Source organism: Psychromonas algicola (assembly GCF_004378355.1).
In the GTDB taxonomy this organism is placed as follows: Bacteria; Pseudomonadota; Gammaproteobacteria; order Enterobacterales; family Psychromonadaceae; genus Psychromonas.
Genome location: NZ_SNUB01000003.1, coordinates 16,967 through 32,545, shown reverse-complemented (window position 1 = coordinate 32,545; position 15,579 = coordinate 16,967). Strand labels below are relative to the sequence as shown.

The window sequence follows — 15,579 nt, the reverse complement described above, 5'->3', positions numbered from 1 at the left end:
AGCCTGACACTTAAAGTATCAGGCTATCAATAAGATTACTATTTTAAACTTATTCTTGTTCTGCTTTATCTCGCTTACTTTTACTCATTAGCATATAAAAAACAGGTGTAAACAACAGTCCAAAAACAGTCACGCCAATCATTCCAGATAGTACTGCATGTCCCATCGCTTTTCGCATTTCAGCTCCAGCTCCGGACGCAAGTACTAAAGGCACAACACCAGCCGTGAAGGCAATAGATGTCATTAAGATAGGACGTAAACGCATGCGACACGCTTCTATAATGGCATCAATATGAGAAAGTCCTTGGTCACTTTTATCTTTAGCAAACTCAACCATTAATATCGCATTCTTGGAGGCGAGCGCCACCAATACAATGAGTGCAATTTGAGTAAAGATATTGTTATCAGAACCTACGAACCAAACACCAACTAATGCAGAGAAGATGGTCATTGGTACAATTAAAATGATAGCAAAAGGTAAGCGTAAACTTTCGTACTGAGCAGCCAGCACCATAAACACAAGTAGCACTACTAATGGGAAAACATACACCATAGTATTACCTGCCAATATTTGTTGGAAAGTCACATCAGTCCATTCGTATTCAATACCATTAGGTAACGTGTCAGATAAAATTAACTCAATCGCTTTTTGCGCTTGATCTGAACTGTATCCAGGAGCTGCGCTACCATTTAATTCAGCACTTGGGTAACCGTTATAATGCGTCACACGATCAGGACCAATTGAAGGCGTTACCGTTAATACAGAGCCTAGTGGCACCATATTACCTCGGCTATTTCTTACTTTTAAATTAAGAATTTGCGAAGGGTCTTGGCGATACTCTGCATCAGCTTGTGCTGTTACTTGATAAGTTCGGCCAAATAAATTGAAATCATTAACGTAAGTTGATCCTAAATAAATCTGTAGTGCGTTAAATACTTCATCTAATGGAATCCCTTGAATCAAGGCTTGCTCACGGTCAATATCTATATCCATTTGTGGTACTTGAATACGGAAAGTTGAGAACAATCCAATTAATGCAGGATCTTGGCGAGCTTTACCAAGTACAGCCTGTAAGCTTGCAAATAAAGCTTCAAAACCTTTATTGGTACGATCTTCAATTTGTAATTTAAATCCACCCGTTGAACCTAAACCTAGAATCGGTGGTGGTGGAAAAACCGCAACAAATGCAGCATCGATCGCAGTAAAGCGTTGATTTAATTGTGCCGCTATTGCACCAGCAGATTTACTCGGATCTTGGCGTTCAGAGAAAGCATCCAAAGGTGTAAATATAATGGCACTGTTAGGGCTATTCGCAAAACCACTAACAGACAAACCAGGAAAAGCGACTGTATGCGCAACACCTGGAACTTGCAGTGCAATTTCTTCCATTTGTTTAACAACGGCTTCAGTACGATCTAAACTTGCAGCATCAGGTAATTGTGCAATGGCAATTAAATATTGCTTATCTTGAGCTGGAATAAACCCACCAGGTACCAAGTTAAATAAACTGAAAGTGCCACCTAATAAAACGACATAACCCACCATTACCACAACACTGAATCGTATTAGTCTTTTTACTAGATTTTGGTAACCTTCTGCTACGTTGTCGAAGAAACGATTAAAAGGTTTAAATAACCAACGGCCAAACATTGCATCTAAAAGACGCGTTAATCTATCTGGTTTACTATCATGAGATTTAAGTAATAACGCAGATAACGCAGGTGATAATGTCAGCGAGTTAAAGGCTGAAATAACAGTAGAAATGGTAATAGTTAATGCAAACTGTTTGTAGAACTGTCCTGACAAACCACTAATAAATGCAGTTGGAATAAATACCGCACATAATACTAATGCAATCGCAATAATTGGCCCAGTTACTTCACTCATGGCAACACGCGTTGCTTCCATCGGAGATAAACCTTGCTCAATATTACGTTCAACATTTTCTACCACCACGATGGCATCATCCACAACGATACCAATTGCTAATACTAAACCAAATAATGACAGCGTATTAATTGAAATACCTAACCATTGCATCACGGCAAAAGTACCAATTAAAGAAACAGGTACTGCGATTAGCGGAATAATTGACGCGCGCCATGTTTGTAAAAACACAACAACCACAATCACAACCAATACGATTGCTTCAAGCAAGGTCGTGATAACAGCATCAATAGAGTCACGTACAAAAATAGTTGGATCGTAAACAATATCGTATTCAACACCTGCAGGGAAAGCTTGAGATAAACGCTCCATGGTGGCACGAACTTGGTCAGACAATTCAATGGCATTAGCATCAGGGCGCTGAAAAACAGGCATTGCTAAGGCAGGTTGACTATCTAATAAAGCTCTTAAAGAATAGGTATTTTGACCTAACTCAATACGAGCAACATCGTTTAAACGCGTGATTTCACCGTTTTCACCGACTTTAATAATAACTTGTTCAAACTCTTCAAGACTACCAAGACGCCCTTTCACATTTAATAGAATTTGAAATTGGCTATCGATTGAAGTAGGTTGCGCTCCTAAGCTACCTGCAGCAACTTGTTGATTTTGTTCACGTAACGACAACACCACATCAGTAGCGGTTAAGCTTCTAGCGGCTAATGCATCTGGGTTTAACCAAACACGCATAGCATATTGACCACCACCAAATAATCGAACATCTCCCACACCATCTAAACGTGCAAGTTCATCTTTAACATACAGATCAGCATAGTTAGATAAATAAGCAGTATCGTGTGTTTTTTCTGGCGAGAATAAATGCACAACCATGGTTAAATCTGGTGATGATTTTTCTGCAACTACACCAAGTCGTTGTACTTCCTGTGGCAAGCGCGGTAACGCGCTATTAACACTGTTCTGAACTTGAGTTTGGGCACGATCGAGATCAGTCCCTAAAGCAAAGGTCACCGTTAATGTCATACGACCATCACTGGTTGCCTGTGAAAACATATAAAGCATGTTTTCAGTGCCATTGATGGCTTGCTCTAACGGTGTCGCAACCGTTTCAGCAATAACCGTTGGATTCGCTCCAGGATAAGTTGCTGTTACGACAACAGTTGGAGGTACTACTTCAGGGTACTCACTGATTGGTAATTGGAACAACGAGATACTACCCGCAATTAAAATCACCAAAGACAGCATCGCCGCAAAAATAGGACGCTGAATAAAGAAGTGTGAAAATTTCATTATAGTTCCTTACGGTTATCTGCTAATTGCTTATCTAATGCAGACAAAACAAAGGTAGATTTACTACTATCGATATTCACCATATTAGGTGCAATTGGCATACCCGGTCCAACACGTGCGGGGCCATTTACTGCAATCACATCACCTTTAGCTAAGCCTGATTCAATCGCGCGTAAACTACCGTAACGCTCACCTAAAACCACTAATTTATATTCTAATACGTTATTTTCACCCACGGTCAGCACAAAGCGATTTTTTAAATCAGTGCCAATAGCACGATCTGGAATGATAATTTGCTCAGTCACTTTATTTGCCGCTAAGCGAATACGTGCAAACGAGCCAGAACGTAATTCATTATTGGTTTCTTCAAAAATAGCACGTACGCGTAATGTGCCTGTTGCAGAATTAATTCTATTATCAATAAAATTAATATGCCCAGAATAAGGGAAACCTTCTTGACCCACTTTTTGCATAACCACTTGTTGTTTACTTGAAGCAGTTACATTACTGAAAGAGTGGTTCCATGTACGTTCGTCAATATCAAAGTAAGCATACATTGCCTTATTTGAAACAATTGACGTTAATACTGTTTGACCCGCTAACACTGTATTACCTTTGGTAATATTTGCACGTGAGATAATGCCATCAATAGGAGAGCGAATATTGGTAAATTCTAAATCCAATTGTGCAGAAACAAGTTGCGCTTGATATGCAGCAAGTTGAGCTTCACGTTGTTGCAAGATTGAAGTTCGCTCTTCTGCTTGTTCCGTTGAAATTGCTTTACGTTCAGTTAATCGCACAGCTCGCTTTGCTTCATTCTTAGCTTGATCTAATGCTGCTTGAGCGCTCATTACTTGTGCTTCTAAACTAGAAACAACCGCGGCAAACGGACGACTATCCAGCTTAAATAAAAGATCACCTTGTTTAACTTGGTCTCCTTCATTAAAAGTAATTTTTTCTATTAACCCTGAAATACGAGGCATTAATGCCACTTCTTCAGGTGACTCTAAACGCGTTGTATAAGTGTGCCAATTTTGAGCCGGTTTTAGTAGAACTTCTGCAACATCAATTGACTGTAAAGGTCGTTGTTGTGCTGCTTGTTTTGGTTCTTCTGAACAGCTTATTAGCGTAAAACTTATCGCAGCGATCAGCGCTGCAATTGAATATTTTTTCATGTCGATGCTCCAGTAAAATAGCTGTAAATGATACGTAACTACAACATGATAAAAAAGCATAGTTTTTCAACTTCATTAATGCCAAAATGGCACCAATAAAACAATCTAAATAGCAGGAATAAAAATGGATACAACGAGTCGTTTATTAATGTTACTTGAAGTCATTGAACAAGGTTCTTTTGCAAAGGCCGCTGGCGCTCGTAATATAGACCGCTCAGTGATATCCAAACAAATAAACCGCTTAGAAGAAGATTTAGGCGTAAGGTTACTGAATCGTTCAACTCGTTCATTTTCATTAACCGCAGCAGGTGCTGAAATGGTGAAAAAAGCAGTTGAATTACGCGAGTTATTATCTGACACATTAAGAGTGGCTGAAAATTATAATAAAGAGCCTCGTGGTTTATTAAAAATAACGGCTTCAGGCATTATAGGACAACGCTATTTACAACCTGTGATAATAGAATTTCAAAAGCGTTTTCCGCAGGTTGAAGTGGAATTGAGACTAGATGATCGTTTAATTGATATTGTTTCTGAAGGATTCGATTTAGCCTTTCGTATTGGTAAACCTAAGGACTCTTCATTAATTGCACGCTCTATCGCCAGAAATCGCTGGTTAATTTTAGCGGCACCGGCTTTCATTGATAATTACGGTGAGCCTAAAAAAGTTGAAGAGCTCTCGGACTTACCTGCCGCAACCTATTCAAGCTCTCACATCAAGATTAATACAATAAAATATTTAGACCAACAGTCCGAGTTCTACGAACAAAAAATGAAGAGTATTTTTAAAGCCAATGATGGTGAAGTCTTAAAAATGAAAATACTTTCAGGAACAGCTTATGGTTTATTACCTGCATTTTTAATTAATAATGAAATCAAAGAAGGACAATTAGTCCCTTTGTTAACTGATCTTCAATTAGTCGAACACAACCCAATGTATGCCGTTTATCCACATAGAGATTTACCTGCACGAACTCAGTTATTTTTAGATGCGGTATGTGAATATATAGGTAAAGATAAACCTTTATGGGAATTGGCGATCCCTGACTTTGATAAACTTTATCAAGGTAAATAATTTAATGTCAGTGAATAAACTGAAGCACTTAATTTTTATGGCGTTATCATAAAAGCCAAGTGCTTTTTATTTAGCTTAATAACTAAGGCTATACTTTAAACTGACTAACAAGTAATTGTTGCTCAGAAGATTGGCTAGCAATTTCTTTACTAATTTTTTCAGAAGACTCTGCTTGTTTTAATATCTCCACACTCAAGTCTCTAATATTTAAAACACTTTGATTGACACCATCGGAAGCTGATTTCTGTTCTTGAGCAGTCAATACTATTTGACTATTCATTTCGCCAATCTCAGTGACAGAGTTAGAAATATCGTCTAATTGTTGAACCGCTATTTGTATTAATGAAGCTGTCTCATTAGCGAGCTCATTACCTTGTTTAATAGCAGCAACAACATTAATCGTTCCTGATTGTACGCCACTAATTACTTCTCGGATTTGTGATACGGAGTTTTGTGTTCGACTGGCTAAATTGCGCACTTCATCGGCAACAACAGCAAAGCCTCGTCCATGCTCCCCAGCTCTTGCAGCTTCAATTGCCGCATTCAAAGCTAATAAATTAGTTTGTTCAGAAATGCCTTCAATAATACCAAGAATTTCTATAATTGATTCATTATTGGAAGCTAATTCATTCACAATTGGTACTGCACTTTCCATTTCCTTCACAAGTAATAACATTTGTTGTGAGGAAGATTCAATCACTTTTTGGCCTTCATGAGCCGCTGTGTTTGCTTTGCTAGCAGAGCTAACAGCAAGACCTGCGTTATCAAAAACTTGCTCAGAGGTTGCAGTCATTTTTTCCGATGCATTCACAACCAAATCCACTTCTTTAAATTGTGATTCACTACTATGGCGCGTTACAGAAATCGCATTTTCAGCCGCTGTCGTTGTATCTGCTATATTTGAGGTGGTGACTATAATCTTTCCAATCGTCCCCTGAAGTTTCTCAAGAAATAAATTAAAACCTTGTGCAAGCTGACCGATTTCATCATTGCTTTTTACGTCTAATTTCTGAGTTAAATCCCCTTCGCCTGAAGCGATATTATTTAATCGACTTACAACATCTTGGATAGGCTTAACCAATTTTAAAGAAGAGATCCAAATAATGAGTAAACCAGTCAATATCAATACACTACCGGTTATAATTTCTAGATTAATACTTTTATTTGCCTGAACTCTAATTACATCGTCTAATGATTCAGCATCTTTCATCACTTCATCGTATGGCATTTCTAAAAAAACACCCCACGAAGTTCCAAATAAAGGCATAGGAGTATAAACAAGGAGCCACTCTTTACTTTCGCTCCATTGAGTCACATTCTTTTTATTGCGAATAATACTAGCAAGCTCTTCAGCAGAGACATTATCACTCTTCATTATTTGACCTAAACTTGCTTGCTTATTATCCGCGGCGATCAAAACGCCTTTATCATTTAAAATAGAAACAGCGCCCTTCTTATCAAAAAGTTGGCTGTCAGAATTATCAACAATAGAGGATAATTTATCTAATTTAAGATCAACACCAAACACACCGATAACTTCATCGTTCATCATGATGGGCAAAGAAATAGAAGTAAGTAATTTGTCTTTTTTGTTTGCGTCAATAAAACGAGGAGTTGAAATACATGTAGAGTTTGTTTTCATTGCACAAGTGAACTGCTCAGCATAGCTTGAGTCATTAAGTATCGCTTCGCTCAATACGGTATGATAAATCTCACCATCATTGTTAGGTTTTCTCCAATAAGAGGCAAAACGGCCAGCGTCATTTGAACTGACATAATCAGCATTAAGGTAATACTCGTCGCTGCCATCTAACTTATTGTTAGCATAAACAAGATAAGCCCCTTGAACGATATCAAAGCGCCCTAGGAAATCTTTCGTTGCACCATTTAAAGAGGTTCTCAAATCTTCACTAGAAGAAAAGTTTTCTTCGGCAGTGCGTTGAATAAATTGCATTCTATCAACCATCATTAAACTTTTTTGATAAGTATTCTCGATATACTTACTCGTTTCACTAGCGTTTAAATCAGCTTGACTTTTAAGTAACTGCTGGGATTTATTAATAACAGATTCAGAACTAAGGGAGCTAATCGTTAATTGATTGCTATGTGCATTGTAGATAGAAAAACCTATCAACAGGGTTGAAATAATAATTAAACATAACCCAGAAAGCAGAGTTATTTTCCATTGAACAGAAAGTGAACGCATAAGAGTGCCTTTAATATCAAAGTGATAAAATGGTTTCCTTACCAGTTTACTTTAACGAATAACGCTAAATCGAATGCATTATACCTGCAAAATTTACGCCAAAATAGTATTTAACTTGCTAGACCAGCATATATAGACAATCACTTTAGCAATGAAAGAATTCACTTCGCAAAATGCACCATAGACAGCAATAAAAATCACTATTCAGGTGCATTTTATGCTTATTTTTCAATCACAAAGAAGGATTTAAGGAGAGCTCTAGAGATCATATAAAATAAAGTAATAGCAATTGAATTTGCTAATAGCAGCAATAGTACTGAGTAACAATATCCGGAGAGACTCTCATATAAATGACTCTTCAATTGTGCTTTCTCCATGCCATTTGCAAATAAGATGACGAGAGAATTTATCCATTGAGGCAACGAAGGGACCAAGAAAAAAGCTCTTAATCAAACCAGCAATAAAATTATTTTTTTACTATTTTTTGCATCGTTAAAAACATTCTCTTTTCTAACTAGCACTAAAACATGTTGGTTTCTTTAGCGCAAACTTTACAAAAACATAATTCTATTTTTTCGCTCATTATCTTTTATATTCACTATTTAATTAAAGATAATATGCGAATCTAGAAAGTGTATTTTTAAAGTTCTTTATGAGAATGATGCTAGACATAAAAATCAGTAATAAGAAATGTAACTGGATTTAAATTAGAATATAAATTATTTCCAGTTACTTTATTAGTTCGATAAGTTTTATTTAGAAACCCATTCATTATCTACATTGATGATTTCACAAGAAACTCTGTCTGTAATTTTACTATATTTTTTCAATAAAAGTTGATTACAATTTTCTATCGCTATTTCTATAGCAAACTCTTTACTTGTTTTATTTGTCACATATGAATTAGCACTAGACACTTTCGATTGAGCCCAAGCTTTATGATTAGGGAAATTATAATATTTTTCATATCTAGGAGCGCCAGTCTTACTTTTAAATATAACTTTGGCTTGTGCTAAGGATTCGGCATAAGCACTAGGGTTTTCTTCTGATAATGTCGTTGCACAACCAGATAATGCGATTGCCGTAAGCAAAATACATAGTTTAATTTTCATATAAATCCTTTTATTTTTCATTAAATTAGTTATTAATATATCTACTCAGATATCCATTCATTATTAACATTAACAATTTTACAAGATACTTTATCTGTGATTTCGCTGTGTCTTTTTAATAAAAGATCATTACAACGCTCTAGAGCTTGTGAAGCAGCCAATTCTTTACTGCCACTAAAAGTAACATAAGATACAGCACCTGAAATTTTAGATTGCGCAAATGCTTTATTGTCTGGAAGATCATAATATTTTTGATACAACTCAATAGCACGATTACTCTTCAATACTGTTTTTGCTTGCGCTAATGATTTGGCATATGCTTCAGGATCTTTCTCTGATGTCGAAGCACAGCCAGATAAAATAACGGCTACGCATAAAAGACTGAGTTTGTTTTTCATTTAATTCCCTTTAAACTTTAATAAATATAAAATGACTTCTTCTGTGAAGTAATCCGACAATACTCTTGTAAAGACTCTAATCAATACGCTTAAATTAAAAATAAAACATTCATCATAAAATAAAGTAAGTTATTGAAAGGAAGTTTAATTAAACGACTAAAAAGTCTTTTTGTTGCTCTGCATCCAAGTAACTCCATGCGATAAAACGGCTTATTTTATGGCCTTGTGACATTTCAATCACTCTCACCTGTTTGGCTACTTGCTGTTGTAGACACTTTTTAATGGGGTTCACATTCTCACTTTTAGACACTAAGCAAGTAAACCAACAGACTTGCTCTTTAATTAATGCGCTTTCAATTACCATTTGCTTAACAAAAGCAATTTCACCCCCTTCGCAGCTTAACTCATGAGCTTGACCTGCAAAATTTAAAGTGGAATTTGTTGTATTGGATTGCTTATTGAGCGATTTTTTCCCCAGATTTTTCTGTTTTAATAAACTACCTTCAGTAGCTTTTTCCATTGATGCATGAAAAGGAGGGTTGCACATTGTAAAAGCAAAGCGATCAGTTTTTTTCACAATACCAGTTAGGATCTGTTTGCTTTCTTTTTGTTGACGAATAGTCACTTTTTTACTTAAATTTTTATTTACATCCACCAGCAATTTAGCTGTTTTTATCGCTAAGGCATCAATATCTATACCAACAAAAGACCAGTCGTAACTACGACTACCTAAGATGGGATAAATACAGTTTGCGCCACAACCAATATCCAAGCCTTTAATTTGGCTTCCAGTTGTTTTGGTTATATCCAATGCAAAGCTTTCACTTAATAAATCCGCAATATAATGAATGTAATCAACACGGCCTGGAATTGGTGGGCACAAATAACCTGCTGGTATTTGCCAGAATTTAATATCATAAAAGTAAATTAACAAAGCTCTGTTTAATAATAAAACCGACTGTGCATCGCTAAAATCAATGGTTAATTCCCCCTTTGGATTATGAATAACACTAGCCGCTAAATCAGGGCAAACTTTAATTAAAGCAACAAAATCATATTGACCTAAGTGAAGATTACGTGGGTGTAATTTGCCCTTTACAGACGTTACTTTTGAGCTACTTTTTTTCACTTTATTGCCTTTTAATATGGTATTACTTCAACTTGAATCTATTCATTACATTCAAAGGAATAAACAAGCTGATTATTTAAAGAGATTGGATACGGTTGATGATGGCAAACAAACCATTCGCACGAGATGGGCTTAAGTGATTTAATAACCCCAGTTGTTCAAATAACATTTCGCAGTTCGTTTCATCTATTTGTTGTTTGGTTTTACCTTCAAAAATTAATGTAATAATTTTCATCAAACCTTTTACTACGCGAGTATCACTATCCATATTAAAGTGATAAATCCCAGACTGTTCAGTTATTACTAACCATGCAAGGCTTTCACAACCTTTAACTTGATTAGTTTCTATTTTAAACTCATCTTGAAGAGGCGCTAAGGTTTTTCCCAATTGAATAATCAATCTATATTGAGCATCCCAACTTTTATTTTCTGCAAATGCAGTTAAAAGCTGTTGTTGATCATTAATTGTTGTTGCGGTTAATTTCACCATCTTTTTATTTGCCTATTTTTGCTTTCATATAGCCAGAAAATAAAACTAACGCACCACGACTACCTGTTAATTCAGCGCTTTCATTATTATCTTTTCCAACCCAAGTTGTCACAATTTCATCACCATCAAACCCAACAAACCAACTATCATTTAAGTCGTTAGTCGTCCCCGTCTTACCTGCAAAAAACTGCCCCTTATTACGCCATACTAAACTACGAGCAGATCCTTCCGTTGTCACTTTATGTAATGCTTGTGATAGCTGGGCAATTGATTCAGGTGAAAATATTTGTCTCGCAATTTGGCTACGTTGATAGAGAGGACGGCCTTCATTAGAAACGATGGAACGAATAATAGTTAATGGTTTATAAACGCCATTCATACCAATTGACTGATACATTTGTGCCACTTGATAAGGTGATAATGAGACACTACCTAGCACCAATGAAGGATAGGCAGGAATATCTTCATGGATGCCCATTCTATGCAAATTGTTGATCACTTTATTTAAGCCAACTTGCATGCCTAAATTAACAGTTGGTACATTCAAGGAACTTACTAAAGCTTCCTCCAAAGTCACGGTGCCGCGAAACTTCCTATCATAATTATCAGGGATCCAACGTTGTCCGTTTTCATTGGTTAGTGCTATTTTTTTATCGTTAAGTAAATCGGTTAGTTGGTAACCATTGTTTAATGCAGTTAAATACACAGCAGGTTTAACTAAAGATCCTATAGGTCGACTTGCATCTAACGCACGATTAAACCCATTGAATTTAACATCCTTGCCAGACACAACGGCAAGCACTTCTGCATATTTTCTATCGGTGACAACCATCGCACCTTGTAAATCATGTTGATCAGGTTTTTGCACTTTGGCAATTCCCTGCTGAATCGCTATTTCTGCATTCTTTTGTGCCAATGGCGAAATTGAAGTAAAAATAGATAACCCACTTAAATTGCGGATATTTTCTGGCACATTACTTTGTAATTCTCGCGTTAATAAACTCACAAAAGCAGGATTAGCTCGATAATTTAAGGCTTTTGCACTACTTAAACTAAGATCATTTTTAATTGAATATTTGTATTGCGCGGGACTGATATAATTATTTTCTAACATCATACGTAAAACTAAATTGCGCCTTGCTAACGCACGTTCTGGATTACGTCTTGGATTGTAATAGGAAGGCCCTTTGATGATAGCAACTAACAATGCAATTTGTTCAATGCGTAATTCATCAATAGGACGAGCAAAATAAAAATCACTCGCTAAACCAATGCCATAGACCCCCGAAGCGCCATTTTGTGCAAGATATACTTCATTTAAATAAGCTTCGAGTATTTTATCTTTACTATATTTGTAGTCGATTAATATCGCGATATAGGCTTCTTGAAATTTACGCCACAAGCTACGCTGCTGAGTTAAGAATAAGTTCTTCGCTAATTGCTGAGTTAATGTACTTCCCCCCTGCACTGTGCGTCCAGCTTTAAAATTAACAATAACGGCACGTAAAATAGCTAGTGGAGAAACCCCGTGATGATGATAAAAGTTACGATCTTCCATCAACATTAATGTGTTAATAAGTAGATCAGGTACTTTTTCAAAGGGAACAAAAACACGATCTTCGATATTTGCACTATTGAGCCTGTCTAGCAGCAAAGGATCTAAACGGAATTGTTGAATATCCATTTTATCTTCAGTTTGGATATTTGAGATCCCTTGCTCATCAAAATTAACCATCACTAAGGCGGGTGATTCTGCTCTGTCCGGAAACTCAAAGGCACGACGATAAATTAACACATGGTTATCAACAACAGAAAACTGTCCTGCATCTTCAACAGAGATAACGGGTCTATAATTTAAAAGTTTAAGCTCTGTAATTAAAGCGCTTTGTGCTAATTTCATCCCTACTTCTAAATTTAACGGGCGAGCATATAATGCAGCAGGTAGCGTCCAAGTTGCACCATTTAAACGACGTTCTATTTTTTTGTCGAAATAGATACCAGCAATTAACATGACAGCAATAAAGCAACAGCCCAATTTCCAAGTCAGCGACCACAAACCTTTAATCATTCGCCGTTTTAAAGATAGATTTTGAATACGATTATCCTTTGCTTATTTATATTTTTATTTCACGCTAGGAAGCTTTTACGCTAACACAGCTTTATTACAAACAGTAAACAGGCCAACACCATTAAGATAAATGTTTTTTGGTTTTACGCGTTGCAACTGCAGTCGCAGGATCGTCAGGCCAAAAATGCTTTGGATAACGCCCTTTCATTTCCTTTTGTACTTCTTTATATGCCCCAGACCAAAAGGAGTCTAGGTTCTGTGTTAATTGTAATGGTTTCATTGCTGGAGAAAGTAACGCTAATTGAATATCTATTTTACCATCAAAAATACTTGGTGTTTGAGCTTGTCCATATAATTCCTGCATTTTAACTGATAATAAGGGCACTTGCTGCTCTCTGTAAGTTAATTTTATCGTAGAGCCAGTTGGCACTACAATAGCTTGTGGAAAGTCTCGGTCTAATTTCTGTTGTTGCTCCCAGCTCAAACGCGATAATAAAGCCGCTTTTAAGTCTACTTTTTTAAATTGCTCAGGCTGAGTAATACCAATACAAAAAGGCGCTAACCATATATCTAACTCATTAAGTAGCGCTTCTTCGCTATAATCAATCACCTTATCTTTATTAGCTAATTCATATTGTAATGAAGCATAACGTAATCGTGTTAACAGTGCTTTATTGGAGTCACTCCAGAACAACATGGATAAACCGACTTGTCGGACACCATTTAATAAAGCTTCACATTTTTGCTCTTTAGTTACTTTATTGAGAGGTACACGCGATATACATATTTTGCCCAACATCAAACGCTTTTCAGCAATGAGTTTATTTTCTTTTAATGACCAAAAAAGATAATCTGTAGAGGTTAAATAATCAGGCAGTAGCGCTTTTATTTCATCCAATGAAATCGCACAAGCTTTATAAATCAAACTGTTAGTTTGTTGCTCTGATAACGCAAGGTCGGCAACCACGAGCATTTTTTCATTTAATAAAATAGAACTTTGATTCAAACATGCCCCCGCCCCATTACTTAGTAGATAATCGTGATTCGCATTATTGCGACTCATCGCAATACGATCAGGAAAAGCAATGGCTAATAACACTCCGCAATATTGCAATGGCAGAATAGTAGGCGCGGATATGGCACATTTTTTTAATAATTTTTTATATTGTGTTTTTACTTGATAAGAAACAGATGCTAATTCAGCAACGATATCATCACTACTCTTTTCATTGCTTTCTAAAAAAGCAGCTAACAAACAAGCTAATGCCAACAATCCTTGTACATTTAATTTTTTTTCTAATGTTTTAGCTGTGAGCAACATATGACCTAAACGCGGTGACAAAGCGAATTCAATAATTTGCTCTCCATGTTTTGTACATCGACCATTAATATCAATTGCATTAATGGCTTGTAAAAGCTGCTGAGCAACTTGTATATGTTTTTCTGGTGGTTGAGTTAAGAATGGAAGTTGTTTAGGGTGATTCACTCCCCAAGCACTAATTTCAAGCATCAAAGCAGTGAGTTCACTTTGCAGAATTGGGGCATCATTCTGAGCATTAAGACGTTTTTCCTTTGCCCATAAACGATAACAAGTCCCAGCACTTAAACGTCCTGCTCGCCCTGCTCTTTGAGTTGCACTCGCTTCGCTAATGAATTGACTGGTTAATTTCCCAATACCAGTTTGGGCTTGAAACTTAAAACTACGCTCAACCCCAGAATCTACTACCACTGTAATACCATCAATAGTTAAACTAGTTTCAGCAATATTAGTGGCAACCACAATTTTACGTTGGTTGTTTGATGGCGCTCTAATAGCAACTTGTTGGGCATCTAAACTTAATTGGCCGTATAACGGAGCTAACAAAACAGCTAAATTATTGTTATTAATCCAAGTTTGTAATGCTTGACAGCAACCAAGTATCTCTTTAACGCCAGCAACAAAGACTAAAATATTACCTTCTTGCTCCATAAAGGCTTTTTGTATTAATGACACTAATGCAGTTTGTTGAAGATAGCGATCATTTGAATTAGCTGTACGAGTGACAACGGGATGATAAATTGTATCAATAGGAAAGCCTCGGCCTTCACAACTTACGTAACCAGCTTCAGGTAAGTGCTGTTGTAATGCATTATTATCTAAGGTTGCAGACATGATTAATAGCGTGAGATTATCACGTAAAGTTGCTTGCATATCTAAACACAGAGCAAGTCCTAAGTCAGCCTGTAAATTACGTTCATGAAATTCGTCAAAAATAACAAGATCAACTCCATTCAATTCAGGATCCTGTTGTAATAATCGAACTAATATTCCTTCAGTCACAATTTCTAATTGCGTTTCAGAGCTAATTTTTGTCTCACCGCGTAATCGATAACCCACCTGTTGCCCTACTTCTTGACCTAGCTGACTGGCTAAATAGTGAGCGATATTGCGAGCAGCTAACCTTCTCGGCTCCAACATGATTATTTTTCCAGCAAACCAACTCTCTTTGAGTAGTAATAAAGGTAGAAAAGTAGACTTACCAGCACCAGGAGGAGCTTGGAGAATTACTTGTTGTTTTAAAGTAAGTTGTTGTTTAAGCTCGGGTATAATAACTTCAATAGGTAGCATTAAAAGCGTCATTCCTTAGGAGATTTAAAATAAGCACCGAGTGCACAGAAAAGAAAACAAGTTCAAAAAAAAGCGCAATAACTATATAAAAGGTTCACAATTAGCAATCTACTGTTTGACTCTGC

The 15,579-nt window shown here is 36.5% G+C and carries 10 protein-coding genes; 1 reads left to right on the top strand and 9 read right to left on the bottom strand.

Annotated elements, in window-relative coordinates; genetic code table 11:
- Nucleotides 1-49 precede the first annotated feature (49 nt).
- Nucleotides 50-3,196: an efflux RND transporter permease subunit gene (locus E2R67_RS02080; protein WP_134289285.1), complete on the bottom strand. Its 3,147-nt coding sequence runs from the start codon at nt 3,194-3,196 to the stop codon at nt 50-52.
- On the bottom strand, nt 3,196-4,371 hold the full coding sequence (locus tag E2R67_RS02075) for an efflux RND transporter periplasmic adaptor subunit (RefSeq protein ID WP_134289284.1): 1,176 nt from the start codon (nt 4,369-4,371) through the stop codon (nt 3,196-3,198). The genes E2R67_RS02080 and E2R67_RS02075 overlap by 1 nt, the downstream gene beginning before the upstream one ends.
- 124 nt (nt 4,372-4,495) lie before the next feature.
- Here E2R67_RS02075 and E2R67_RS02070 point away from each other — a divergent pair, with 124 nt between their 5' ends.
- Nucleotides 4,496-5,443 (top strand): LysR family transcriptional regulator, encoded by a 948-nt coding sequence (locus E2R67_RS02070; RefSeq protein ID WP_134289283.1) that lies wholly within the window; start codon nt 4,496-4,498, stop codon nt 5,441-5,443.
- An 88-nt stretch (nt 5,444-5,531) separates the two neighbouring features.
- Here E2R67_RS02070 and E2R67_RS02065 read toward each other — a convergent pair whose 3' ends face one another.
- The 7 genes from E2R67_RS02065 to hrpB form a co-directional block, all read right to left on the bottom strand.
- Complete coding sequence (locus E2R67_RS02065) at nt 5,532-7,649, bottom strand: methyl-accepting chemotaxis protein (protein ID WP_134289282.1); 2,118 nt, start codon at nt 7,647-7,649, stop codon at nt 5,532-5,534.
- A gap of 752 nt (nt 7,650-8,401) precedes the next feature.
- Nucleotides 8,402-8,761: a hypothetical protein gene (locus tag E2R67_RS02055; RefSeq protein WP_134289281.1), complete on the bottom strand. Its 360-nt coding sequence runs from the start codon at nt 8,759-8,761 to the stop codon at nt 8,402-8,404.
- A gap of 41 nt (nt 8,762-8,802) precedes the next feature.
- The gene (locus E2R67_RS02050; protein WP_134289280.1) at nt 8,803-9,159 is read right to left on the bottom strand and encodes a hypothetical protein; all 357 of its coding nucleotides are present in this window, start codon (nt 9,157-9,159) and stop codon (nt 8,803-8,805) included.
- A gap of 148 nt (nt 9,160-9,307) precedes the next feature.
- Nucleotides 9,308-10,288 carry a 23S rRNA (adenine(1618)-N(6))-methyltransferase RlmF gene (gene rlmF / locus E2R67_RS02045; RefSeq protein ID WP_134289279.1) on the bottom strand — a complete coding sequence of 327 codons (981 nt, stop codon included), beginning with the start codon at nt 10,286-10,288 and terminating at the stop codon, nt 9,308-9,310.
- A 76-nt stretch (nt 10,289-10,364) separates the two neighbouring features.
- Nucleotides 10,365-10,778 (bottom strand): SufE family protein, encoded by a 414-nt coding sequence (locus tag E2R67_RS02040; protein ID WP_134289278.1) that lies wholly within the window; start codon nt 10,776-10,778, stop codon nt 10,365-10,367.
- Nucleotides 10,779-10,782: 4 nt separating this feature from the next.
- Nucleotides 10,783-12,846 carry a penicillin-binding protein 1B gene (gene mrcB, locus E2R67_RS02035; RefSeq protein ID WP_134289277.1) on the bottom strand — a complete coding sequence of 688 codons (2,064 nt, stop codon included), beginning with the start codon at nt 12,844-12,846 and terminating at the stop codon, nt 10,783-10,785.
- A 121-nt stretch (nt 12,847-12,967) separates the two neighbouring features.
- Nucleotides 12,968-15,454, bottom strand: a complete 2,487-nt coding sequence (hrpB, locus tag E2R67_RS02030) for an ATP-dependent helicase HrpB (protein WP_243836927.1) — start codon at nt 15,452-15,454, stop codon at nt 12,968-12,970.
- Between the last annotated feature and the right edge of the window lie 125 nt (nt 15,455-15,579).

Bases quoted from the DNA above. Each gene is read 5' to 3' on its own strand.
- E2R67_RS02075 (WP_134289284.1), bottom strand. From the start codon at position 4,371: ATGAAAAAATATTCAATTGCAGCGCTGATCGCTGCGATAAGTTTTACG.
- mrcB (WP_134289277.1), bottom strand. From the start codon at position 12,846: ATGATTAAAGGTTTGTGGTCGCTGACTTGGAAATTGGGCTGTTGCTTT.
- E2R67_RS02040 (WP_134289278.1), bottom strand. From the start codon at position 10,778: ATGGTGAAATTAACCGCAACAACAATTAATGATCAACAACAGCTTTTA.
- E2R67_RS02050 (WP_134289280.1), bottom strand. From the start codon at position 9,159: ATGAAAAACAAACTCAGTCTTTTATGCGTAGCCGTTATTTTATCTGGC.
- E2R67_RS02080 (WP_134289285.1), bottom strand. From the start codon at position 3,196: ATGAAATTTTCACACTTCTTTATTCAGCGTCCTATTTTTGCGGCGATG.
- E2R67_RS02055 (WP_134289281.1), bottom strand. From the start codon at position 8,761: ATGAAAATTAAACTATGTATTTTGCTTACGGCAATCGCATTATCTGGT.
- hrpB (WP_243836927.1), bottom strand. From the start codon at position 15,454: ATGCTACCTATTGAAGTTATTATACCCGAGCTTAAACAACAACTTACT.
- E2R67_RS02070 (WP_134289283.1), top strand. From the start codon at position 4,496: ATGGATACAACGAGTCGTTTATTAATGTTACTTGAAGTCATTGAACAA.
- E2R67_RS02065 (WP_134289282.1), bottom strand. From the start codon at position 7,649: ATGCGTTCACTTTCTGTTCAATGGAAAATAACTCTGCTTTCTGGGTTA.